General features: G+C 46.7%; 24 protein-coding genes and 1 tRNA gene. 14 read left to right on the top strand and 11 right to left on the bottom strand.

The window, feature by feature from the left end:
* Positions 1 to 109: 109 nt before the first annotated feature.
* From RHEIN_RS00480 to RHEIN_RS00470, 3 genes are all read left to right on the top strand, one after another.
* On the top strand, positions 110 to 649 hold the full coding sequence (locus RHEIN_RS00480) for an SRPBCC family protein (protein WP_008896997.1): 540 nt from the start codon (positions 110 to 112) through the stop codon (positions 647 to 649).
* A gap of 204 nt (positions 650 to 853) precedes the next feature.
* A complete protein-coding gene (locus RHEIN_RS00475; protein ID WP_008896996.1) occupies positions 854 to 1387 on the top strand; it encodes an AidA/PixA family protein in 534 nt (177 codons plus the stop codon).
* A 221-nt stretch (positions 1388 to 1608) separates the two neighbouring features.
* Positions 1609 to 1836 carry a helix-turn-helix domain-containing protein gene (locus RHEIN_RS00470; RefSeq protein WP_008896995.1) on the top strand — a complete coding sequence of 76 codons (228 nt, stop codon included), beginning with the start codon at positions 1609 to 1611 and terminating at the stop codon, positions 1834 to 1836.
* Positions 1837 to 1867: 31 nt separating this feature from the next.
* On the opposite strand, the gene RHEIN_RS00465 is transcribed toward RHEIN_RS00470, so the two are convergent.
* The 3 genes from RHEIN_RS00465 to RHEIN_RS00455 form a co-directional block, all read right to left on the bottom strand.
* Positions 1868 to 2272, bottom strand: a complete 405-nt coding sequence (locus tag RHEIN_RS00465; RefSeq protein ID WP_050801116.1) for a hypothetical protein — start codon at positions 2270 to 2272, stop codon at positions 1868 to 1870.
* The gene (locus tag RHEIN_RS00460; protein ID WP_139056374.1) at positions 2269 to 3939 is read right to left on the bottom strand and encodes a S41 family peptidase; all 1671 of its coding nucleotides are present in this window, start codon (positions 3937 to 3939) and stop codon (positions 2269 to 2271) included. The genes RHEIN_RS00465 and RHEIN_RS00460 overlap by 4 nt, the downstream gene beginning before the upstream one ends.
* A gap of 184 nt (positions 3940 to 4123) precedes the next feature.
* A complete protein-coding gene (locus tag RHEIN_RS00455) occupies positions 4124 to 4954 on the bottom strand; it encodes a hypothetical protein (protein WP_008896992.1) in 831 nt (276 codons plus the stop codon).
* A gap of 72 nt (positions 4955 to 5026) precedes the next feature.
* On the opposite strand from RHEIN_RS00455, the gene RHEIN_RS21175 reads away from it, so the two are divergent.
* Entirely contained in the window at positions 5027 to 5326 is a 300-nt protein-coding gene (locus RHEIN_RS21175; protein WP_237704325.1) for a hypothetical protein, read from the top strand.
* The gene (gene bla, locus RHEIN_RS00450) at positions 5283 to 5930 is read left to right on the top strand and encodes a subclass B1 metallo-beta-lactamase (protein WP_237704324.1); all 648 of its coding nucleotides are present in this window, start codon (positions 5283 to 5285) and stop codon (positions 5928 to 5930) included. The genes RHEIN_RS21175 and bla overlap by 44 nt, the downstream gene beginning before the upstream one ends.
* 47 nt (positions 5931 to 5977) lie before the next feature.
* Here the strand turns inward: bla and RHEIN_RS00445 are convergent, their stop codons facing one another.
* Together RHEIN_RS00445 and rhtA are read right to left on the bottom strand one after the other, a co-directional pair.
* Positions 5978 to 6853, bottom strand: coding sequence for a hypothetical protein (locus RHEIN_RS00445; RefSeq protein WP_139056373.1), 876 nt, complete (start codon positions 6851 to 6853; stop codon positions 5978 to 5980).
* A gap of 300 nt (positions 6854 to 7153) precedes the next feature.
* The gene (rhtA, locus tag RHEIN_RS00440; RefSeq protein WP_008896989.1) at positions 7154 to 8035 is read right to left on the bottom strand and encodes a threonine/homoserine exporter RhtA; all 882 of its coding nucleotides are present in this window, start codon (positions 8033 to 8035) and stop codon (positions 7154 to 7156) included.
* A 155-nt stretch (positions 8036 to 8190) separates the two neighbouring features.
* Between rhtA and RHEIN_RS00435 the strand changes: the two genes are divergently transcribed.
* The 6 genes from RHEIN_RS00435 (at position 8191) to RHEIN_RS00410 (ending at position 16384) form a co-directional block, all read left to right on the top strand.
* Positions 8191 to 9192 (top strand): M20/M25/M40 family metallo-hydrolase, encoded by a 1002-nt coding sequence (locus tag RHEIN_RS00435; RefSeq protein ID WP_008896988.1) that lies wholly within the window; start codon positions 8191 to 8193, stop codon positions 9190 to 9192.
* An 85-nt stretch (positions 9193 to 9277) separates the two neighbouring features.
* Complete coding sequence (gene sbcD / locus RHEIN_RS00430) at positions 9278 to 10510, top strand: exonuclease subunit SbcD (RefSeq protein WP_008896987.1); 1233 nt, start codon at positions 9278 to 9280, stop codon at positions 10508 to 10510.
* The gene (gene sbcC, locus RHEIN_RS00425) at positions 10507 to 13866 is read left to right on the top strand and encodes an exonuclease subunit SbcC (protein ID WP_008896986.1); all 3360 of its coding nucleotides are present in this window, start codon (positions 10507 to 10509) and stop codon (positions 13864 to 13866) included. The genes sbcD and sbcC overlap by 4 nt, the downstream gene beginning before the upstream one ends.
* Positions 13867 to 13984: 118 nt before the next feature.
* Entirely contained in the window at positions 13985 to 14677 is a 693-nt protein-coding gene (locus RHEIN_RS00420) for a hypothetical protein (RefSeq protein WP_008896985.1), read from the top strand.
* A gap of 55 nt (positions 14678 to 14732) precedes the next feature.
* Positions 14733 to 15788 carry a sensor histidine kinase gene (locus RHEIN_RS00415; RefSeq protein ID WP_008896984.1) on the top strand — a complete coding sequence of 352 codons (1056 nt, stop codon included), beginning with the start codon at positions 14733 to 14735 and terminating at the stop codon, positions 15786 to 15788.
* A complete protein-coding gene (locus RHEIN_RS00410) occupies positions 15788 to 16384 on the top strand; it encodes a response regulator transcription factor (RefSeq protein WP_008896983.1) in 597 nt (198 codons plus the stop codon). The genes RHEIN_RS00415 and RHEIN_RS00410 overlap by 1 nt, the downstream gene beginning before the upstream one ends.
* A gap of 77 nt (positions 16385 to 16461) precedes the next feature.
* On the opposite strand, the gene RHEIN_RS00405 is transcribed toward RHEIN_RS00410, so the two are convergent.
* On the bottom strand, positions 16462 to 17232 hold the full coding sequence (locus RHEIN_RS00405) for a DUF481 domain-containing protein (RefSeq protein ID WP_008896982.1): 771 nt from the start codon (positions 17230 to 17232) through the stop codon (positions 16462 to 16464).
* Positions 17233 to 17235: 3 nt separating this feature from the next.
* Positions 17236 to 18054 carry a mechanosensitive ion channel family protein gene (locus RHEIN_RS00400; protein WP_008896981.1) on the bottom strand — a complete coding sequence of 273 codons (819 nt, stop codon included), beginning with the start codon at positions 18052 to 18054 and terminating at the stop codon, positions 17236 to 17238.
* A 167-nt stretch (positions 18055 to 18221) separates the two neighbouring features.
* On the opposite strand from RHEIN_RS00400, the gene RHEIN_RS00395 reads away from it, so the two are divergent.
* The 3 genes from RHEIN_RS00395 (at position 18222) to RHEIN_RS00385 (ending at position 20607) form a co-directional block, all read left to right on the top strand.
* Positions 18222 to 18297 (top strand) — tRNA-His (locus tag RHEIN_RS00395).
* A 363-nt stretch (positions 18298 to 18660) separates the two neighbouring features.
* Entirely contained in the window at positions 18661 to 19200 is a 540-nt protein-coding gene (locus tag RHEIN_RS00390; RefSeq protein WP_008896980.1) for a DUF1285 domain-containing protein, read from the top strand.
* Between the two features lie 126 nt (positions 19201 to 19326).
* Complete coding sequence (locus RHEIN_RS00385; RefSeq protein WP_008896979.1) at positions 19327 to 20607, top strand: metal-dependent hydrolase family protein; 1281 nt, start codon at positions 19327 to 19329, stop codon at positions 20605 to 20607.
* Between the two features lie 46 nt (positions 20608 to 20653).
* Here the strand turns inward: RHEIN_RS00385 and RHEIN_RS00380 are convergent, their stop codons facing one another.
* The 4 genes from RHEIN_RS00380 to RHEIN_RS00365 all read right to left on the bottom strand — a co-directional run bounded on the left by RHEIN_RS00380 (position 20654) and on the right by RHEIN_RS00365 (position 23602).
* Positions 20654 to 21112, bottom strand: coding sequence for a DUF2489 domain-containing protein (locus RHEIN_RS00380; protein ID WP_008896978.1), 459 nt, complete (start codon positions 21110 to 21112; stop codon positions 20654 to 20656).
* A gap of 10 nt (positions 21113 to 21122) precedes the next feature.
* A complete protein-coding gene (yihI, locus tag RHEIN_RS00375) occupies positions 21123 to 21674 on the bottom strand; it encodes a Der GTPase-activating protein YihI (protein WP_008896977.1) in 552 nt (183 codons plus the stop codon).
* Between the two features lie 53 nt (positions 21675 to 21727).
* Entirely contained in the window at positions 21728 to 22282 is a 555-nt protein-coding gene (locus tag RHEIN_RS00370) for a methyltransferase domain-containing protein (RefSeq protein ID WP_008896976.1), read from the bottom strand.
* Positions 22283 to 22975: 693 nt separating this feature from the next.
* Positions 22976 to 23602, bottom strand: a complete 627-nt coding sequence (locus RHEIN_RS00365; protein WP_008896975.1) for a c-type cytochrome — start codon at positions 23600 to 23602, stop codon at positions 22976 to 22978.
* Positions 23603 to 23617: the final 15 nt, after the last annotated feature.

Below are 23617 nucleotides of genomic sequence, written 5' to 3'. Positions count from 1 at the left end.
ATCAAGCAGTAGACACCAACTCAGGTTATCCACTCTTTTCTAAATGAAAATCTTCAGGCTACACTGGGGGAGGGCTGAGTTTAGCCTTTACAACCAGAAGAGAGTCGCTATGAAACTTATAAAAATAATACTAATTGGTTTTTTACTGGCTGTGGCCGCACTGTTGCTGGCCGCTTTAGTATTGCCTTCGTCTTATCAGGTGGAACGTAGTGTCAGCATAAATAAACCCAAAGAACAGGTGTTCAGTTACCTGGTGCTGTTGAAAAATCAGGATAACTTCAGTGTCTGGATGGCTTTGGATCCCAATGTGAAAAAAACCTATAAAGGCGAAGATGGCACTGTAGGTTTTGTTTCTGCCTGGCAGAGTGAAAAAGATGAAGTAGGCACAGGCGAGCAGGAGATCACTGCGATCAAACCTGGTGAGCGTATTGATTACGAACTGCGTTTTATCGCACCTTTTGCTTCAGTTTCTCCGGCTTATATCCTGACTGAACAACAAGCTGCAGACCAAACCAAAGTGACCTGGGGTTTTAAAGGCGAGATGCCTTATCCAATGAACCTGTTGTTGCTGGCAATGGATATGGAACAAATGATAGGTGACGACCTGCAACAAGGACTGGATAAGCTAAAAGTACTGTTAGAACAATAACCCACTTCAATTGCGACCAAGGGGGAGTTATGCCCGCAGTATTTTATTGAAGCGCCGGATCAGGCGCTGATACCAAACTGACGCCACTCTGAGACTGACCTTTTTTTTGAATCGGATATGCTGTTTGTACCCAAAACATTTAGCCAGCAGGGCTGAAATTTTGGGATTGATAGCAACTCACTTCACGATGAAAAAGGAATGATCATGTCTCTTATCAATATTCTTGTCGCAGTTAATGCCACTGAGCTGGCTGAGCGTTTAAACGATGGTTCAATAAAACCAGGTTCTGTAGGCAGCCCAACTAATTTAGGTGCCTGGGGTGGTTCTGATGTTTTTGTGTCAATGATTACACAAAACAGCTACATCGCCAGCAATCAGGGTGGTTCAGAACTGAATATCAAAGCAAACTCAGGCGATACAGTGCGCTGGACTGTCAGCACCTTTGACGGTGACACAGACTACACAGCCTTTTTATACAGCGGTAACTTTAACCCTTCTTCCGGCATTACAGCTTTAAGTTACTTTAATATGCACACCAGTGTTTATTTACCAAGTGGTTCAGACCCGGTGAATGGTACACCAGCTTTGTTCCACAACAATGCCTACGCTACTCAAGGCACTGTGATTGAAGCTGGTCAGAAAATTCAGTACACCTTAAGCTTCAAACTGGTGAACAACAGTACTGGTGCTGTTGTTGGTTACTTTAGCTGGGATCCGTTCATCAGCATCGCTAACTAAGCTAATTCTTCATCCGAAACAGGCCTGAATTTCAGGCCTGTTTTTTTTGCCTCTATTTAGTGTCAGTTTGGTATCAGGTTAACCATTTGTAAATTTCATACTGGACTAAAAAGGCTATCGCGTTCATAATTTTGTCTCTTTTTTGAAAACAAAGCCTTTTACACTGAAGTCTGGCTTTGGTTCTGCTATTTCTCTTTTCTGGTCAATGGAGTGAACGCCTTATGCAAGAAGCTCTGGTATTAAAAGTTGAGTTACTTAAATCATTGAGACAGCAACGCTTTTTAAGTCAGGAGGATTTGTTTAACGCTTGTCAGCAGCGATCGCTGCGTGTGTCGTTGGCAACCATCAAAAGAGCGGAGACAGGTAAAAAAGTGAGTTATCGTACTGTGCGGGAATTGTCTGCCTTTTATGCAGTGCCTGCTGCTTCTTTGGTTGTGCCGGAGTCGTGACACTCAGGTTTTTAGCGCAAGGAGTTGGTCGCTATTTTTCAGGAAAACGCTGTTTCTCAGCTATGCATTTTGCTTTAGTCAGCACAAAAACCTGACCTGATTTATTGTGCCTTAACTGGCATTGCCCTTGGTCAATTTGCAGCACAAAGAGGTTGGCTAAATCCATATGACGGCCGTCCAGTGGACGGCCTTTGTCATCTTTTAATACCACGGATTCAATCCAGATTTGGCTTTCAAACAAGTAAGCATTATCGGCCAGCCTTACTAAAGGCCCCCCTATGGCTTTTTGGATCTGTTGTTGTAACTCCAGTTTTACCTCTGGCGATGTCTCCGTTAGCACTGCAGGTTCGGCTACGGCCTGAACCTGCTGACAGGCGCTGATCCCCAGCAACAGACAACTTAATGTGATGTACTTGAAAAACATCAATTTGTTCACTCTTGTTGATCCTTCAGGGGTAAACGAATACTGTTGGTTAAAGGTTTTTCTGCTGGATTTTTGACTGCAGGGCCAGAACCTTTAGTGGTACCAGACAGGGCAGCACCGATGCCAGACAGAGAACCGACAGCTGTACTGACTCCTGAACCTGTTGAGCTCAGACAGCTGTCAGTTTCGATGTAATGCAAGGCTGTCTCCAGCATTCCCTCTTCAGGATCTCCAAGCAGTCTGGAAAAGTCGTCCGCTGCCGTACAACCTTTGATATCTGCAGCAAATACAGGCGCAGTGGTTGGTTTAAAACCATCGGCGTAATCACCAAAACCTTTGGAATTAATACCGCTGAACTGAATGGTAAAGTAGGTGGTGCCGCAGTTATCTGTTGGATAAAAACCATAAGGTTTACCACAGGTTTTGCCACCTATCTGGATCACTTCAACATCTATACCACGCAGGCCGTTCATAAAAGCTTCACTGGCAGAGCAGGTATTTTCTGTCGTCAGAACATAGATACGGCTTAAATTCAGATTAGGTAGTACTGTATTGGTTAAGGTGCCCGCTTCGTAATTTATTTCACGGTTATAAAAAGGTGTTGGGCTTAAACTGGCACCTGTGACAGGATTGGTATTGGGGTATTTATCATTAAACTGCAAGCGTTCAAAAAACCTGTTCTGAATAATATCAGGGCCTGTCACCATATAACCCAGTTGTCCTGCTAAGGCCAATAAGCCACCACCGTTATAACGTAAGTCCACTACCAGTTCTGATATGGCCGCATCGCGAAATAACTCAACAGCGTCAATCAATTGCTGTTGGGCAGGCACTATATAGCTATTAAACTGAAAATAACCTACAGGACCAGAGTCGGTATTCAGTACCTTGGCATTTTGCACCGGACTTGAGGCTACATCTGCAGAGCGGAGCTGATAGCTGACTTCAGTATTTCCCACTGTGCGGAATTTAAAACTATGCTGCTCCCCTGTATTGGCCGGGAATATGCCCGCATTGATAGTGTTTACCCCTGAGCTGCTGCTGTCATTAACAAAATCTACACCATCCACCTCAAGTAAAAAATCACCTCTTTTGACTCCCGCCAAAGCGGCCGGGGAGTTTGGTTCTGTGTAGGCCACAATAAAAGAACGGGGAGCCCTGGTAGAACCTACTGACCACTCTATGCCATAACCCGAACTGACGCCGGATTGAGACTGTTGCAGATAATCCGCTGTATTTTGGGTGAAATGAAACTGATCTTTGGCTACGCCTGAATCTGTGACCGCTGTAGTTTTTAACAAATTAAAGTACGCCGGGATGCCATAACTGGCAGGGTCCAGATCAGAAACCTCCCTGTACCACAAATAAGTTCTGTTATTCCAGGACCGCAACCACATTTTTTCATGCATGGCCGTACCGGCTTTATCCGGATAAACACCACCATTAAAGGGGTCTGTACCAGTGCGTGGTGAAACGCAAAAATCTTTAAATTGAGCTTCGTCACGGAATTGGCCTGCAGTCCAGCTTGGTGCTGCCGGAACGCCACCACCTGATCCACCTGATCCACCAGAGCCACCTGTACCGCCGGTGCCAGAACTGCCACCGCCACCACCACCACAAGCCGCCAGGCCAGTCAGCACAATTAAAAGTGGCAAGCTTAACTTCATATTCTGCTGCATCAGGTCTCTCCATTTGGACTGCACTGTAAGGATGGCGTAAGACATCTCATTCCTCGAACATTCTGCCACCAGTCTATGCTAACTTAGTTGGTTTAGCATGCGCCGGCTGGCAGGGGCTCAGGTTGTTTTTGTGCTGTTATATGTACATCAAATAGCATAAAACAGCCTGTGTCAAAAAACAAAGTCAGCGTTCAGTACCAGGGTATTTACGTTTGGCGGCACATACAAAAGCAAAGTTTCCCGGCATAACCAATTCAGGGTGGCGGATTTTATTAAACAAAGCCCAGCCCCCTTTATAACGGCCTGGTTCAATACGATGCATATACTGCCCGCCTTTTTGGCCGTCCAGCATAGCAATCACTCTGTTGCCCTCCACCACAAAACCATCGCCAAAACTATCGATGAAGTTTCCTTTGGTCAGCAAGACTCTGTCGTTACACAACTGAGCCGTAAATTGCAGCCTGCGTTGTTGGTCCCTTATTTTTAAAGTGTTGACTTCATAGCTGTATTCCCATTGATCCGGACTAAGCTGAAGTTCACCTTTTTCTACCCGGATCAGCACTTGCCCTGTGGTATCGGACAGCACAAAAGAAAAACATAACCAGCCCGATTCAGAATGCAGGGTAAAAAGTTCTTGTCCATTAACCCAAATGCAATATTGTTCGCCACCGCCAGGTACAAAGTCGGCGTAGACAGTATTCATGCCCACTGACACTTGCACTCTGCGGTTTGGATCAAAACTAAAACCTGGTTTATTAATACGTTGCTGGTTAAAAGGTTGCTTCATCCGTTCAACTAAAGTGCTGGCACTGAGCAAGGCACTGCGCAGTTGTTTGGCATGCAGTGGGCAAATCAGCACGGCAGACAGGCTGTCTGGTGGAAAGTAGTAGCGAAAAACCGGAGAACCACAAAAGACACAGCCATAAAAACACTGCTGACGTGCCTCTGACTTTTGCTGATTGGTCAGATCTGTGGCAAGAGTTAAGTCTGGTTTATGTGCCTCAATTGGCTGCATATTGATAAAACCTGCATAAATGCGTTGTACATCTGAAGTCTCTAAATTAACTGAGGAACACAGGCTTTCACAATGGTAAAAATCGAAAAAATGAAAAAAGTCCGACCAGTGCATGGGCGCTATTCTATTTATTGGCGTCTGGCTTTATCTTTACTTGTTTTCCAGTACCATTGTTCCAACTTTATTGAAGGGATGAAAAGTGTTGAAAACGAAAATCTGTTGCTTGGTTCTTGGTTTTTTTTGTCAGTTTCAACTTCAGGCCGAGGTTGCTACAGAGGCATCAACACAACAGAGCTGGCAGGTATCAGCGCAGTTAACAGTCAAACAACTGGCTCCCGGTCTCTGGCTCCATACTTCATTCAGGCAACTTAGCCCTGATCTGAGATTTTCATCCAACGGACTGCTCCTGAAACAGAAAAATGAAATATGGCTGATCGATACTGCCTGGGGTGAATCGGCCACTGCTGAATTATTGGCCTGGATCAAAACTGAGTTGAAACTGCCAGTCACTAAAGCCATTGCTACCCATTATCACGATGACAGAACTGGTGGTGCAATGACTCTGTTGCAACAGCAAATCCCGCTATTCAGTTCACAGCAAACCCGTTTATTGTCGATCAGCCAGAATATTCCTCTGCCTCAGTCTTTTGGTGCGCTTCAACCTGGCGACAGCAAAGATCTGGGGTCAGAAGTAGAAATCTTTTATCCTGGTCCAGGTCACAGCCATGACAATCTGGTGGTGTATCTGAAAGAGCATCAGTTGTTGTTTGGTGGTTGTGCTGTGAAAGCTCCACAATTTGCTGGTTTGGGCAATATTGCAGATGCAGATTTAACACATTGGCCTTTGGCGCTGCAAAGGGTTCAGCAAAGGTATACAGAGGCAAAAATAGTTGTGCCTGGTCATGGCGAACCCGGGGATTTAACCTTATTAAGTTACAGCTTGTCGTTGTTTAGCGCCGATGCAAAAGAAGATTAGAGCAAGTCTGACGCTACGGTTTTTTGACCAAAATACAGAGACTGAGACTAAAACGAGGTACCAAATACCTGATTATAGAGCAGTGTCAGTTGTTCTCTGTCGGCTGCATCCACCCAGGCTAAATGAGCTTCCAGATAGTGTTTTTGTTGCGACAGGTTTCGCAGGCGTTGTTGAAAAAACTCGGTTAACTGCTGGCCTTCTGGTGTTTTTGCACAGAGGATATACCCCAACATATAAGGTTCTGCCTCCTGAATGCTAAAACTGGTCAATTGAGTATCCGTACTCTGTTGCGCCAAATAATGCTGCATCACGTTTGGGTACTCGATCAGCAGGTCGACCCTGCCTTGCACCAGCATATCAATCAGACCGGCCGACATATCCACAGAGCGGCGTTGCCAGAATTTATGCTGCCATTGAGGTTGTTTCAGCAGTGTATCCAGTTGCTCACCGTAAGAGCGACCACCCCCAACGGCAAAATGCAGCTTATGATCGCTTTTAAGTAAATGTTGCAGGCTCAGTTGTTGCTGATCATTCAGTTGCTGTTTGAGCCATGCAGTGGTTTTGGATGAGCTTTTGCTGTAGAGCCTTAATCCCGGGAATACGGTGTGAGGAATAGCTGTGGCGTAACTGAAGGTTAAACGTTCAGCATTTTTTAACCTGTTGCCAGCGCAAGCTGAAGCTTCAGTTTTCAGCATGGCCATGGCGCGTTCTGTTGTGGTTTGGACAGGTTCAGCCTGAAAGTCTGAAATACCCTGCATTAATAGATCTAAGGTCACACCATTCACATCAAGTGCCTGACGGTATTGTTGTGGCTGTTGATCCGGACTGCTGTCCGTCAGCCAGATAAATTTTTGCGTCGCGGCGCCAGGCAGAGCCACTGATAATCCAAACAATATAACAATCAAGGATTTAAACATGCGCATCTGGTCCTGCTGCGTATCTTCTGGATCTCAGCATAAAGCAGTAGCATCAGGAATCAAACGCTATTTAACCTGAACTCGGGATAATGAGTGTCGAGCTACCTGAATTTAATAAATATAATCAATAAGATAAGACAATTTTTTTTGAAAAGAAGAATCTATTTCCTGACTGAATGTGCAGATTTTTGCGCCTATCAAGGCGCTTTGTCGTACGCCATAGCGAGCTATGGTTAGACAGAGCAACGCAGAGAGGCCCGAAAAGATGCCCGTTCAGTGGCGCTGCTTATCCAGAGTTCAGGTTATTTATGAAACAAGCTCTGGTGCCGGTGTTTTCCGTGCTGTCAGGCTGCTGCCTAAAGAGGCTGCAATCACCGCAAAAATAGCCAGCCATTGCAATAAACTCAGTTGCTCGGCCAGGATAATTAAAGCAGCTAAAGCAGCTATAGCTGGTTCTAAACTCATCAGTATGCTGAAACTTTGGGCGGGCAAACGTTTTAATGCCACCATCTCAAGGCTATAAGGGATGGCGCTGGATAACAGAGCCACTGCAAAAGCAAAAGGTAAAACAGTCCAGCTAAACAAACTGCTGCCAGCTGAGGCTACACCTATAGGAAATAAAAACAAAGCAGCTACCGCCATGCCCAAAGCGACAGCAGTACCGCCATGCACAGCGTTGCCTGTTTTTTGGCCAAAAATAATATAACCAGCCCAGCATGCTCCTGCGCCCAAAGCTAAAGCGATGCCTACAGGGTCTAAAGCTGTTGCTTCGGTTTGCCATGGCAATAACAAAGCAATTCCTGTCATAGCCAACACAACCCAAAGCAAATCCAGCTTACGTTTGGACGACAATAAGGCGACAGCCAGAGGACCTGTGAATTCCAGCGCTACAGCTATACCCAGAGGAATACGTTCAATCGCCAGATAAAACATCAGGTTCATGCCACCTAAGCAGATACCATAAAACCACAAGGCTTTTTGGTCCTGTTTAGCGGGCCATTTTTTCCAGGGTTGAAAGACTAAAGATAAAATTAAAGCCGAAAATCCAACCCGCAATGCTGTAGTGCCTTCAGGCCCAATGATGGGGAATAAAGTTTTGGCTAACGAAGCACCTGATTGGATCGCCATCATGGCAACTAACACAGAGGCAATGGCCCACCAAAACGAGGCATTCCGGCTTTGCGGCATACAATTCTCACAACAGAACAAAAGAAAGCCTATTTTACCACTCAAATTTAGTGCCGGGCGACAGGATATATCGGATCTTTCAGGGCCTTTGTCTGGTGAGCTGATGCAGTTTGCGATAGTCTGCTGCATTATTTGCACAGCTTGTCAGGATTTTTATGAAGTTATTCCGTATTCCACTTTGGCTTTGGTTGCTATTGATTGTTGCAGGTCTTGGTTATGCTTTTCATCCTTATCTGCTGGAGCAGCTGAATCAACTGGAGCAAAAGCGTTTGCAGTCTCAACCCTTGCCCCAGGTCAGTGAGATGCCACAAAGGTTGGATTTTCAGCAACAAATGGCTGATTTAACTTACCTGGCTTCGCAAGAGCTGGCGGGTCGTGGTACAGGCCAACCTGGGGGCTTAAAAGCCCAGCAATGGCTGGTGACTCAGTTCACCGCTATTGGTTTGGCTGCAGCAGGTACAGAAGGTTATTTGCAGCCTTATCAGCCGACTTCAGGCAAAGCTCAATTAATGCAAGGTGCGGCTAATGTACTGGGCCGGATTGAAGGCTCGGATCCCGCCTTACCTTTGCTGGTGCTGACAGCACATTATGATCATTTAGGATTGCATCAGGGAAAAATCTATTATGGGGCCGACGATAATGCGTCTGGTGTGGCAGCTTTGCTGGCCATAGCTCGTTATTTTAAACAGCATCCACCTCGCCACTCTATACTGTTTGCTGCTTTGGATAACGAAGAAAGTGGTATGTGGGGCGCTCGTATGCTGTTTGAGCAAGAGCTGCTGAATCCTGAACAAATCAGACTGAATATTAATATGGATATGCTCAGTCACGACACCAATAAGCAACTGGTCGCTGTCGGCTCTTATCATTATCCCCAGTTGGAACAACCTCTGCTGCAACTGCAGCAACAAAGCTCTGTGCGCTTGTTGCTGGGGTATGACAGACCGGCTTGGCGGGTAGGTACCCATCAGGACTGGACTTTAAGTTCAGATCACCGTGAGTTTCATAAACGACAGGTGCCTTTTGTGTATTTTGGTGTGCCGGATCATGCGCATTATCACCAGCCAACAGATACCATAGACAATGTTGATCAGGAGTTTTATCGTGAAGTCAGTGAAACAGTGCTGGATGCAGTGCTGTTATTTGACGCCAGTTAATACCAGCTTCTGAGCAACTTATGAAAGTGGTAGCCCTGTGCTATGCTGGCCTTATTCCGGCATAGCGCAGCGTATCTAAGTTTTTATGCGTATTCTTCATAGCTCCGACTGGCATTTAGGCCAGCATTTTATTGGCAAAAGCAGAGCCGACGAGCACAAGGCTTTGTTTGGCTGGTTAAAGCAACAAATTGAATTACATCAGGTGGATGCATTGATAGTAGCGGGCGATATTTTTGATACCGCCACTCCTGCCAGTTATGCCCGCGAGTTGTATCATCAACTTATTGTTGACCTACAACCTACAGGCTGCCAACTGGTGATGTTGGGGGGAAATCACGATTCAGTCGCTGTACTGCAGGAAAGCAAAGAGCTACTGGCTTGTTTGCATACCCAGGTAGTGCCGGGCTGGCTGGGCGCTGCAGAGTCTCATCTTCTGGTTCTGAATAACAAAGCGGGCAAAGCTGGCGCTATTCTGGCGGCTTTGCCTTTTTTGCGGTCCCGCGATTTACTGCAAAGCCATAGTGGTCAACAGGCCAGTGATAAACAGCAGCAATTGCAGCAAGCCATAGCCGACTGTTATCAGCAGTGTTTCAGTCAGGCTGCAGCACTGCGCTCTGAACTGGCTTTGGAATTGCCTTTGCTCGCGACAGGGCATCTGACTACAGTAGGTGCCAGCAGCAGTGAGTCGGTGCGGGAAATTTATATCGGCTCTTTGGAAGCCTTTCCGGCCAGTGCTTTTCCGGATTTTGATTATATAGCCTTGGGCCATATCCATCAGCCTCAACTGGTCGCAGGCAAAGAACATATCCGTTACAGCGGCTCGCCTATTCCTTTAAGTTTTGATGAAGCCAAACAGCAAAAGTCCATGGTCTTGCTGGATTTCAGCAGCCCTGAAGCCAAAATTGAGCTGCTGCCCATTCCTTGTTTTCAGCCATTGTTAAGCCTGAAGTGCAGCTTAACTGAACTCCATACTTTATTGCAGCAGCCACTGGCGATGCTACAACCCGGACAAAAACTCTGGCTGGAGCTGGTGTTGACGGGCAGCGACGGTTACCTGAGTGATTTGCAAAGCCAGGTGCAACAGCATCTCGAGGCTTTACCTGTAGAACTGTTAAAACTACGTCGGGCACGTCAGGCCGCTGTTGGTGTTTTGCAGGTTGATCAGCAGGAATCTTTGCATGAAATGACACCGGATCTGGTATTGCAGCGACGGCTTGCCACTGAAGAATTAACCGACAGCGAACAAGCAGAATTTCAGCAGATGTTGCAGCAAGTGCTGACACAGCTGCAGCAACCAGAACCTGCGGTGTTGCCATGAAAATTCTATCGGTGCGACTGCAAAATTTAAATTCATTAAAAGGCGAGTGGAAAATTGATTTTACTCAGCCCCCTTTTGATCAAAGTAACCTTTTTGCTATTACAGGTCCGACTGGCGCGGGTAAAAGCACTATTTTGGATGCCATTTGTTTAGCTTTGTATCACCAGACGCCGCGCTTAAAACTCTTGTCGCAAAGCAGCAACGAGCTGATGACCCGCCATACCAGTGAGTGCCTGGCCGAAGTAGAGTTTCAGGTGCGAGACCAGCGGTATCGCGCCTTCTGGAGCCAGCGTCGTTCCCGTGGCGCGGTGGATGGCAATTTGCAGGCCGCCAAAGTAGAGCTGGCCAAAGCCGATGGCGAAATACTGACAGACAAAAGTAATGAAAAGCTAAAGCTGACGGAGCAAATCACAGGTTTAGATTTTGGTCGTTTTACCAAGTCGATGTTGTTGGCTCAGGGTGGTTTTGCTGCCTTTTTAAATGCCCCGGCCAATGAGCGTGCTGAGCTGTTGGAAGAGCTGACCGGTACTGAAATTTACGGTCAGATTTCGATGCAGGTGTATGAACAAAACCGTCAGCACAAAACGGCGCTGGAATTATTACAGGCCAAAGCATCAGGTGTGGTCTTGCTGGATTTAGAGCAGCGCCAGTTATTACAGCAGCAGTTATCCGGGTTAGAGCAGCAACAGCAGCAGTTAAAAACACGACAGCAGCAACTGGCTCCTTTATTGGCCTGGCGTCAGCAGCAACAGCAGGCTGCGGCGCAGCTGCAACAAGCAGAGCTGAAGCAGCAGCAATTTGAGCAAGAGCAGGCCATGCAACAAAGCGCTTTGGTCAAATTGCAAAGTTATCAAAAAGCCGCAGTGTTGTTACCGTTGTACAAAGAGCTGCAGCAGCAACGTTCGGCTGTGACTGAAACACAAGAACAGCAGCAACTTCAGTCCCGTCAGTTGCATGATTTAAACTATCAGCAACAGCTGCAGTTGCAGCAAGGTCAAGGCTTAGCCCTGCAAATACAACAGCAGGTGCAGCAACAGGTTCAGCAACTGCAGCAACAGGGTCAGGCTTTAACAGTGCAACTGGCACAGCAACCTCGGGGTGCAGATCTGGCTGCAGCAGTCGCAGGCTGGAAACCTTTATTGCAGCAACGTCAGCAGGGGTTAGAGCAACAAAAAGTCCTGCGAAAACAGCTTGCTCAGGCTGACACTCAGCAAGTAGATCAGCAGTTGCAGCAGATAAGCGTCGAATTACAGCAACTGGCTCTTCAATTGCAACAGAGTACTCCGGCTTTCGCCATTGAACTGCCCGCGTTACAACAACAAATACAAGATCGCAAAAATCAGCTTCACACTTATCCGTTATTGCTGAGGGTTGCCGCCGGGTTACAACAAAAACAGCAACAACAGCAAAAAGAACAGCAGGAACTACAACAAAAACAAAGCGACAGCCATCAGTTGCAGCAACAGGTCGCGGCTTTACGTGAGCAGTTCAGGTTGTATAGCGACAGAGTGGTTGATAAACAAAAACTGGTGCAGCAAGAGCAGCTGATTGCAGAGCTCAGTAGTCACAGAGCCAAGTTGCAACCAGGCGACGAATGCCCGCTGTGTGGCAGTACCACACATCCTGCTATTAGCAGTTATCAGGCACTGGATTTAAGCCAGACTGAAACAGAGCTGGCGGCCTTAACCGCTGAACTGAAAAAAGTCGAAGAGCAGGGCAAAGCCTTACGTGAGAAGCAACTGCAACTGGAAGAGCAGCAAAAAGCCCGGCACTATCAGTTGGAACAGCTGGCCGCAGATATTAAGCAGCAAAGTGAACAATGGACTGACTTATTGCACAACTTGCCGGAGACAGAGCAGCAGCAATTACAGCAGGCAAGCTTAAAAAAAGCCTTATTGCAGCAGTTCCAGCAGCAGGCTCAACAGGGACTGGAGCAACAGCTGCAGACAGAGCAACAACTGCTGCAACGTCAACTCTGGCAACAGCAGCAGCATGAACTGGCGCATCAGCAGCAACTGCTGCAACAACAACTGACGCAGCAACAACAGCAACAACAGCAGTTCACTGCAGCGCTGCGGCAAAACCAGCAGCAGTTACAGCAACTGGAACAGCAGTGGCAGCAAGAGTTACAACCTTTTGGTTTTGCTCTGCCAGCTTCAGAGCAACAACAACAGATCTGGCGGCAGTGGGCAGAGCAAGCGCAGCAATGGCAGCAGTGGCAACAAGAGTTGCAACGACAGAGTCAGCAACTGGATAAAGCGCTGATGCAGCAACAACAGGCTGATCAGCAGTACCAAAGCTGGTTAGATAAATTGCAACAAGCGGATTTAGCGCACCTATCGGCCAGTCAGAGTGCAACACCACAGCAAGAACTTGAACTTGTGTTGCAACGGCTCAGTGTATTAAGCAATGAACTGCAGCAAAAAACCGGGCAACAACAACAAAGTGAAACTCAGCTACAGCAATTGCAATTGAAGTTAAGCTCCTTGCAGCAAGAATGGCAAAAGCAACTTGAACAACAGCAGTTTGGTAGCGAAACCAGCTTCTTAGCCATGTTACTGACAGAGCAACAAGTGCAGCAACTGACAGAGCTGAAAGAAAAGCTGGCAGCAGAGCACATTCGTTGTCAAAGCCAGCTGGAGCAAGTTCAGCAGCAAATCAACGACTTGGAAAAGCAGCAACTGACAGAACAAAGTCTGGAACAATTGCAGCAGCAAAGCACAGAGCTGGAGCAGCAGCTCTTTGCTGTACTGGAACAGGCGGGTCAATGCCGACAACAGCTGCACAGCGATCAGCAACATCAGCAGCAGCAGCAAGAGCTGTACAGTCAGATTGAACAACAGCAACAGCTGGTGCAGCAATGGCATAAATTCAACAGCTTAATAGGATCAGCTGATGGCGCTAAATTCCGTCGTTTTGCTCAGGGGTTAACTTTATTACAGCTGGTGGGTCTGGCCAATCAGCAGTTGGATAAACTACATAGCCGTTACCAACTGGCACGTAAAGCAGATGCTGAGTTAGAGCTACAAGTGCTCGACAGTTGGCAGGCTGATACCGCCAGAGATACCAAAACCTTGTCTGGTGGCGAAAGCTTTTTAGTCAGCCTGGCATTGGCGTTAGCGCTGTCGGATTTAGTCAGCCATAAAACCCGCATTGAGTCTTTATTTCTTGATGAAGGTTTTGGCACCCTTGACCCGGATACCCTGGAAACAGCTTTGGCCGCTTTGGATCAGCTGAATGCCAGCGGCAAGATGATAGGTATTATCAGTCACGTTGAAGCCTTAAAAGAGCGTATTCCAGTGCAAATTAAGCTGCAAAAACAGCAGGGGCTGGGGTACAGCAGTTTAAGTTACTGAGGTTGGATTGATGACAAAAGTCATGCTTAAGTCATGACTTTTGTGCCTGATGTTTTTCTATGGATTTTCCGATACTGGCTTCACACCAATAAGGTGAAACAGCAAAAGGACTATCAAGATGAAAACTTTACTCATTGCTTTAAGCACTTTAACTTTTACCCTGGCTCAGGCCGCCACTATTGAACAAATTGATGCTGCGTCTAACAGCATGGATGTAAAGCAATTGGCAGTTTACGCTGCTGAAAATCCGGCAGATTACAACAAAGCTTATGCCAACTACCGTTTGTCTATTGTAGCGGGCTTAACAGGCCAAAAAGATCAGGCAGAACAAGCCTTAGATTCAGCTCAGTCTGTGTTGGAGCAGTTAACTACAGCACAGCCACAAGCTGATCATCTGGCTTTGTTATCCAGCGTTTATGGTATGCAGATTGGCAATAACCCGGTAAAAGGTGCCTTGTACGGTCCCAAAGCTGGTAAAACAATTCAGCAAGCGACAGAACTGGAACCTGCGAATCCGCGTGTATCTTTGATTAAGGCCATCACCGCCTACAATACGCCAGCTGTCTTTGGTGGCAGTAAACAAAGTGCGGTTGACCTGAGCAGCAAAGCCATTGAACTTTTTGCTCAACCTTGTCAGCAGATTTGCTGGGGTCATGCAGAAGCTTACACCTGGCGAGGTCTAGCCAAGCAGGAACTGGGTGATAAAGCTGGTGCTATTGCCGACTGGACTAAAGCTATGGAAGTGGACCCTTCCTACGGCTGGGCTAAGTTTCTGCTGGCTCAGCAACAAAATTACGGTCAGAATCGTTAATTATCTTTTGGCAGGGGGCTCTGTTGAGCCCTCTGCTGATTCTAAGGAGCAGGTGATGGTAGAGCTGGAAAAACGTCTGTCCTGGGTGTATCTGGTTAATCTGGTGTTTTATATAGCGCCGTTTTTTTACATAGACTACAGCCTGATCGATTATCTGTGGATGATGTTAGCTTTAGTGGCATTTGTGGGCTGTTACTACTGGATTGGCCGCAGTGATACCACTCAGATGTTGTTGCCTATACTGCTGATGGCTCTGATTGCAAGCTGCATTACACCATTGAATTACGGCTCTATTTCGATGTTTGCTTATGTCAGTTTTTTTATCGGCTTTGCTTATAACTTTCGTCAGTTTTTAGCCGGAGTTGCGGCACTGATCGCCTTACTAGTGCTGCTGGACCACTTTTTTATCAAAGGTGCGCCTTATTTCCTCTTGTATGGTTCAGCTTTGGTACTGGCGATAGGTGTGCTCGGAGTGCTCGATCGGATCCGGCGCTTAACTATGCTGAAAGAGCAGCGTAGTGCCGAAGAAATTAAACAGCTGGCGACTATGGTAGAACGAGAGCGTATAGCGCGGGATCTGCACGATATTATGGGGCACAGTTTATCCGGTATAGTGCTCAAAGCTGATCTGGCTGACAAGTTGATGCAACAACAGCAGTATGAGTTAGCTGCTCAGCATTTAAAAGAACTGGCACAGATAGCCCGTGAAAGTTTAAGTCAGGTACGGCAGACAGTGTCTGGCTACAAACACAAAGGCTTGGCTGGTGAAGTACAACTGTTAAGCGGCAAACTGCGTGATGCGGGTTTTGCTGTGGATGTTCAGGGAGAAATGCCAGCTCTTTCCGCCCGCGAAGAAACTGCCGTAGTTTTGATCCTGACTGAACTGGTGACCAATGTGCTAAAACATAGTCATGGCGATCAGGTGCAAATCCATTTTGGTGAGACTAAGTATGGGCATCAAGTGATGGTATCGGACAATGGTAAAGTCAGCGAGCTGAAACAAGGCAATGGTCTGACAGGTATCCAGGAGCGTTTAGCTGCACTGAACACTAAGCTGGAATGGCAACTGTCACCCAGTAGTTTTAGTTTCATTTTGCCAAAGGAGGCCTGATGCGTATTTTATTGGCAGAAGATCAGGCTATGGTGCGTGGTGCTTTGGCTGCACTGCTGGGTTTAAATGGCGATTTTGATATCACCCAGGCGGCAGATGGCGATCAGGCATTGCAGCTGTTAAAACAGCAGGACTTTGATTTATTGCTGACTGATATAGAGATGCCGGGCCGCAGTGGGCTGGAATTAGCGCTTTATCTGCAACAGCAACAAAGCAAAATCAAGGTCATAGTGATCACCACCTTTGGCCGGGCTGGGTATATTCAACGTGCTATCGCCGCCGGTGTTCAGGGGTTTTTATTAAAAGATGCTCCCTCTGAACAGCTGGTACAAGCTATTCACCAGGTGATGGCTGGCAAAAGAGTGATAGATGCGGAACTGGCATTATCAGCTTTAGGCGAACATGACCCTTTAAGTGATAAAGAACGCCGGGCTTTGCGCCTAGCCTCTGAAGGGAAAAGCACAGCCGATATTGCAACTGCACTTTATATTGCCGAAGGCACAGCACGGAATTACTTGTCGGAAGCGATCAGCAAACTCAATGCTGCCAATAGAGTAGATGCAGCCAGAATAGCTCGGCAAAAAGGCTGGCTTTAGCCGTCGTACTTGAAGCAGCAGGGTTGCTGCTGGCGGGCACGGTTAAACCGCGCCCCGCAGTATTAAAAACAGGCTGATTAAAACGAATACACAAAAGTTAAAGAGGTTTGGGTATCGGTTTTCTTTTTACCTACTGGTACTTTGGAGTCGTTTTGTACTAAAAAAGCGGCTTTCATTTGCATCCGGCCGTTAATTTTTGCGGTCAGAGAAGACTCAGCAATAGAACGTCTGTTGTCTTCACCGTACTCCAGACTGACGGTTTGTTTAAAGCGGGCAGATTCACTGATTTGCCAGCGATAGGTGGCAGCACTACGTATGATCATGCCGTTTTCAGTTTCTTCCAGATCCTTTTCGCCCCTGTAATAACCAGGACCCACTTCACCTTCCAGCGACATAGTCTCGGTTTTAAAGAGTTCATCGCCATAACCTATGGCCACTGTAGTGTATTCGGTATAAGCACCAAAACGGTCGCTTACATGGGAGCCGTAGACGAATAATCGGGCAGACTCTTTATCCAGCTTATAACCGCCTTTGGCTGAAGCTGCATATTTTTCAGCTGAGGTTTCCACCAGCGTCTGACCATCGTCTGCTTCAGTTTCATCACGCTTAAAAAAAGCGCTGAAGGTATAGTCGTTAGACCACTGTTCCAACTCTTGTTTAGCGTCTATTTTTCCTGTGATAGAAGTACCTTTGGTGTTACCAGAGGTTGTAATAGCACCTAGTTCCGCAGAGGTACTCCAGCCCAACTTTGCTGTATTGGAGGTGCTTTCTTCGGCCTGTACTGTCAAGAGGCCACTCAAAACCAACAGACTGCCCAAAACTGACAGGGAGCAGAGAGTCTTTTTCATACCTTAGTTTTCCTTTTTGAGGTGCAGGTCCATTTGTGGAAAGGGGATCACAATCTGATGTTCATCAAAGGTCAGTTTGATTTGTTCCAGAGTGCCCCAGTACACAGGCCAATAATCGGCTGCATTTACCCATGGACGTATTAAAATATTGACTGAACTGTCGGCTAAAGCGCCAACAGCAATGACCGGGGCTGGTTCAGCGAGAATACGACTGTCAGCTTTGAGTATTTGTTCAAGCAAGTCTTTGGCTTTTTTTAGATCTGAGTCGTAGCTAATACCCACCACTAAATCTACCCTGCGGGTTTTTTCGGCAGAGTAGTTGGTAATGGCTGAGCCGGTAATTTGAGAGTTAGGCACGATAATACGTTTGTTATCGGCACTTCTCAGCACTGTCTGGAAAATCTCGATTTTTTCCACCACGCCAGAAACTCCGGCCGCATCGACAAAATCACCAGCCCGGAAAGGCCGGAATAAAATGATCAATACACCTGAAGCGAAGTTCGACAAAGAACCTTGCAAGGCCAAAGCTATAGCTAAACCGGCAGCACCTAAAATGGCGATAAAAGAGGCGGTCTGAATACCCACTTGTGACAGGGCAATCAGCACAGTAGCCACCATAATGGCGGCTTGAATAATGCCACTTAGAAAAGAGACAACAGCTCTGTCCACTTTTTTGTGAAGCAAGGCCCTTTCCAGCATGCGGGTCATGCTTTTAGCCAGCCAACGGCCCAGATACAAAATAACTAAAGCAACCAGTACCTTGACGCTGTAACTTAAAATCAATTGCTGATTTTTCTCCAAAAAATCCAGAAATTGTTGCATGTTTTTCTCCATTTTCGAGCCACTGCTTTGATGTATGTCAGTTGATCTGACGGCCATACCCTAGCACAGCCAGTATCTCGACCCAAGCAAAACGCGGCTTGGGGCTTTGTTTTGTAAAAATAGCTTTGCTTCGACCAGGAATTTCGCTAGAATTCGCGCCGCTTGTGGTGACTGTAGCTCAGTTGGTAGAGTCCCGGATTGTGATTCCGGTTGTCGTGGGTTCGAGCCCCATCAGTCACCCCAATTTCTAAATCTCAATTTCCCACTTTCCTCCGGAACCTCGGGTTCGAGCTTCATCGTTAGTCACCCCACTTTCCTCTGGAACCTTAGGTTCGAGCCTCGTCAGTAGTCACCCCACTTTATCTCTGGAACCTCGGGTTCGAGCCTCGTCAGTAGTCACCCCACTTTCCTCTGGAACCTTAGGTTCGAGCCTCGTCAGTAGTCACCCCACTTTATCTCTGGAACCTCGGGTTCGAGCCTCGTCAGTAGTCACCCCACTTTATCTCTGGAACCTTGGATTCGAGCCTCGTCAGTAGTGCTCCAATTTCCTCTGCCGTCATTCTGTTGTTATGCTCTGTTGGTCTTTCCTTTGTCAGTTGCACCCTTATGGATTTAAAACAACTACAGTTGTCTTTACAAAGCCCTCATTTAGCCCCTATCGAGCTTTGGGATCCAGCTTTTTGCGGCAATATCCCTATTCGTATCGATCGGCATGGTGTGTGGTTCTATCTGGACTCCAAAATCCAGCGGCCTGAACTGGTTCAGCTTTTTGCTTCAGTGTTAACCCGACAACAGCAAGAGTACTTCCTGCTGACTCCGGTTGAAAAAGTTCGTATTCAGGTTGAAGATGCTGCCTTTGTCATAGTGGCTATAGAGCAAAAAACGGGTGATACGCCCGCCCTTATTGCGACCACAAATTTAGCTGAGCAAGTATTAATTACGCCTGAATATCCATTGTTTTTGCAGCCTCAGTCAGACGGTCAGCTTTTGCCATACTTGCAGCTGTGGCGTGGCTTAACGGCTAAATTCAGCAGAGCGGCTTATTATCAGCTGGTTGATTTGGCTTTGCCTGTTCAGGCAGAAGGAAAAACTACGCTGCAGATTTATTCTGCCGGGGCAAGTTTTGAACTTGGCTCTCTGGATTAACCGTTAATCCCGGATCTAAGGCTCTGTATCGCATTCATTTTTTCTGCTCTTGCTGCTTTAGCATTCCTGTTTCATAGTCGTTGCACAGCAGCTGGAAAAAGCTGTGTTGATCCAACAGGAGCTTGAATGAAATTCCAATTGACCCTCATCACCAGCGCTTTACTGCTCGCCGGAACAGCCCAGAGTGCGACCCTGATCCACGCCGGAAAACTGATCACAGCGGACACAGATAAAGTACTGACTGCACAAACAGTTGTTATTGAAAACGACAAAATTATCGCTGTGGAGTCTGGTTACAAAACCCCTGCGGCCGGTGATCAGGTGATCGATCTGAAAAGCCACACGCTGATGCCAGGCTTAATGGATATGCATACTCATTTCTCTACTCAAATGGGGCCAGGTGCTTACACTGAAGATTTTGTGATGAATGAAGCTGACGTCGCCTTACGTGGTGCTACTTTTGCTGAAAAAACGCTGATGTCGGGTTTTACCACAGTGCGTGAACTGGGAGACAAGCATTTGACCAGTACTGCTTTGCGTAAGGCCATTAATCAGGGCTATGTCAAAGGGCCCCGTATTTTTACCGCAGGAAAATCTGTCGCTACTACTGGTGGTCATGCAGACCCAAGCAATGGCGTCGCTTATGAGTTGATGGGCGATCCTGGTCCAAAAGATGGCGTTATTAACGGGGCTGATGAAGCACGTAAAGCGGTACGGCAGCGCTACAAAGAAGGCGCAGACCTGATTAAAATCACCGCCACTGGTGGTGTGCTGAGTGTGGCCAAAAGTGGTTCGAATCCACAATTTAATAAAGAAGAGCTAAAAGCTATTGTCGATACGGCCAAAGATTATGGCATGACAGTGGCCGTGCATGCGCATGGCAAAGAGGGTATGGACAGAGCCATTGAAGCAGGCGTGGATTCGATAGAGCACGGTACTTTAATGGATAAAGCCACAATGAAACTGATGAAAAAACATGGCACTTATTATGTGCCGACCATCAGTGCAGGCAAATGGGCTGCGGAAAAAGCCGAAATTCCGGGTTTTTTTCCTGAATTGGTTCGGCCAAAAGCTGCTGCTATAGGCTCTAAAATTCAACACACATTTTCTGTCGCTTATAAAGAAGGGGTTAAAATTGCCTTTGGCACAGATGCAGGTGTTGGAGCTCATGGCGATAACTGGCGTGAGTTTGTGTTTATGACTGAAGCTGGTATGCCTGCAATGGAAGCTATTCAGGCCGCGACTATAGAGTCGGCTCGTTTATTAAAAGTGGATCAGGAACTGGGTTCTGTCACTGTAGGTAAAATTGCTGATTTAGTGGCTGTACCAGGCGATCCGCTGCAGGATATTCAGTTAATGGGTCAGGTCAGTTTTGTGATGAAAGCTGGTGTAGTCTACAAGCAATAACAACTGATTCAGAACAAAAAGGCAGCCAGAGCTGCCTTTTCTATTTCTATTTTTGGTTCTGGAAAAACGCCAGCAGTTTATGTACGTCAGCCAGGATATCGGTTTTTAAGTCAATTTCAGCCTGTTCACGGATATGATCCAAATGCCGTATTTCTTTTTTATCACGCTCTTTGCGGGCCTGATGGGTCGGCATGTCTTTCACTATATCGTACATTTTAAACAAAGCGGGGTAGGTCTGAACTGCGTCTGGTTTTTCAGGCAACTGCAGATGATCCAGCAGCACCCAAAGGCGTAACGCACCTTCAGACAGCTCACACTGTCCTTCCCGCATGGCTTTGGCTATCAACACTATGCTTTCGGTGAGATTGGCATTTTTTGCCTCAACCACTTGTTGCTGTTTTAACTTTTGTTGTTTGATCAACCACAACAGGCGGCCAAGATAAAAACTAAGGCCACCCAGAATCAAAACTGCCGCTAAAGTGGCCAGTATCCAGCTTAAGGTCAAACTATATCCCCTATTCGCCTAAAAACTCTTTACGCCAGTCAGTACGCTCTAACTTGGCTAATGGATCCAAATCTTCTTCCTCGTCATCCTGATCCAGGCCTAACAGAGCAACCAGCTCTGCATGACGTGCCGTTTTGGCATTAAAGTACTTAGCGTCTTTGCCTGTCAGAATTTCGCCTTTGTCTACTTGATCCAGCAGTTCCAGCAGCTTCTCATCGTTTTCGAGCAGCGCTAATTCCTGCTCTGGTGGCATTTCCGGCTCTTTGGCTTTGCTCAATTGGACTACAGGCTTGAATTGCTTCGGCTGAGCCATCAGCTTTTGTTCTGCTTCTGTCACTACTAAAGCAATTGGCTTTTTACTGCCATGGCGTGGGTCTTTAGAGCCTTTGCCTGAGTGTTGTTGCTTGTCTTCGGCTGACGGAGAATGGCGACTACCGGATTTTAAGCCCGCACCTTTCTTTTTGGTTTCAGGCGCGCGTGTGCGATCCTGACGGGCTTCTTCAGCCGGTCTGTGCCTGGTACCAAGTGGGCCTGAGGTGCGAGTTTTTTTAATCCGGGTCATATGTGTTACCTACGAAAAAGGGCGCGTATTTTAACCAGTTTATGCCAGAAAACCTAGGTATTTCGCTTTTTAAATAGAACTACGTCATCGGCAGGAAATTCAAGCCCGAGCTGATCGCGCTGCGCCAGAAATTCAAAGGTGCGCTGGTGAAAGAAACTGATATGGGTTGGGTCGTTTTTATAATGCCAGTTGTTGAAGCTGCTTTGGTCTGTATATCTTTTGGTCATTACCGCCAAAATGCCTTGCGGTAGCAGTAAATTCAGCCACAAACTCCACTCTTTCGCCGGGTTGATAAAATGTTCTATGGCTTCAGTGCAACTGACAAAATGATATTTTTGCTGCAGAACTTGTGGCTCTGGCGCATAAAATGGGTCCCAGACCTGCATTTGTTTGCCTGCTTCAGTCAGCATTTGCGCCAATAAGGGTCCAGGCCCACAGCCAAAATCCAGCCCGGTGTTTTGCTCTGCAGTCAGGGTTGTCAGTAAAGGCAAAGATAAGCGGGATAAAAATTTGCGATAACCCTGATCATCCAGTTGATTCTGATGCAAATCGTATTGAGCTTTTTCCTGCTGTGCGGTCAACAGAGTGTTACGGTCAGCAAATACCAAAAAACACTGCTGACACTGGAAATAGGCACGTTTCTTATCGCTGCAAAAAGGCTGGGTTTGTGACTCTAAACAAAGTGGGCATACTGAATTCATAGTGAGGATAAATAAAAAGGGCGGTGTAAGATGTTACCGCCCTCTATATAAGGTGTCTAGCGCGACACATAATCTGCTTGAAGTCGTCCTGACGAGAGTTCAACACCCTGTCTGCACAAGTTCCTTATATTTTTACGCAAATTCCCTATGAAAATAATTATTCGCGATCGTCCTGATACTTAATGGTCCGTCCTTGCGCTGTGTAAAATACACACTGTCATCATGGTGATGCTGTAAAAAACGTACTGATGCACTGCTGCTTTCCGTGCCTGCTTCCGTGTTTTTAATCGTTACTAAATGTAACGGACTTCAATCTACTCCAATTTTTCAGAATGGCAATACAAGGGTATAAAAAAAGTACAAAAAAAATGAACTTCTTTGTAATGTCATTAAAAATCAAATGGTTATCTTTGTTTTTTCACTGGTTTGCATTTTGTGAGTGATGTCTTACAGTGCTGTGAGATATGTCTCACAAATAATTGCAGAGCTTCAATGTTTAACAATGCGAAGCATGAACCCAAGGCATGAGTGCCAGGGAAGGTGGTGAATAAAACAAAAAACCAGGCATAAAGCCTGGTTTTCTTACAGAGAAAGATGCTGTTAGTGCAAACCACCCACATATTTAGACAGCACTTCAATATCTTCGTCAGTCAGCTTTTTCGCAATGTCGCGCATCATGCCATTCATATCATTGGCACGAGCACCACTACGGAAAGCTTCCAGCTGAGCTTTGGTGTAAGCGGCATGCTGGAACGAAATTTTCGGGAAGCCAGCTAAACTGTGACCTACACCACGTGGGCCGTGACAAGCTATACAAGCCGCAATACCACGTTCCATATCACCGGCGCGAAATAACTTTTCGCCTTGAGCAACCACATCTTCTGGTGTACTGCCTTCTTTCATTTTCTGGCTGGCATAAAAAGCCGCCAAATCTTTCATATCCTGTTCGGATAAAGCGGCGACCATAGGAGCCATCAGGGCGTTGTGACGACCTTCTTTACCGCCAGTTTGGGCACCCAGTTGAAACTCTTTTAACTGCTTAAATAAATAGCCTGCATGTTGACCAGCAATTTTCGGATATAAGTCGGTAGGGCTATTCCCGTCCATGCCATGGCAGGCAGCACAAGTAGCGGATTTAGCTTTACCTGCTTCAGCATCCCCATCGAATGCATAAGCTGTACTGATTAACCCTAAAAAGAGCGTGAGTGGAAGTGCGAATTTTTTCATTTTTTTTCCGTCTCT

This window comes from Rheinheimera sp. A13L, assembly GCF_000217935.1.
Classification (GTDB): domain Bacteria; phylum Pseudomonadota; class Gammaproteobacteria; order Enterobacterales; family Alteromonadaceae; genus Pararheinheimera.
The sequence above is the reverse complement of the archived record's forward strand: the minus strand, read 5'-3'. Positions and strand labels throughout refer to the sequence as shown.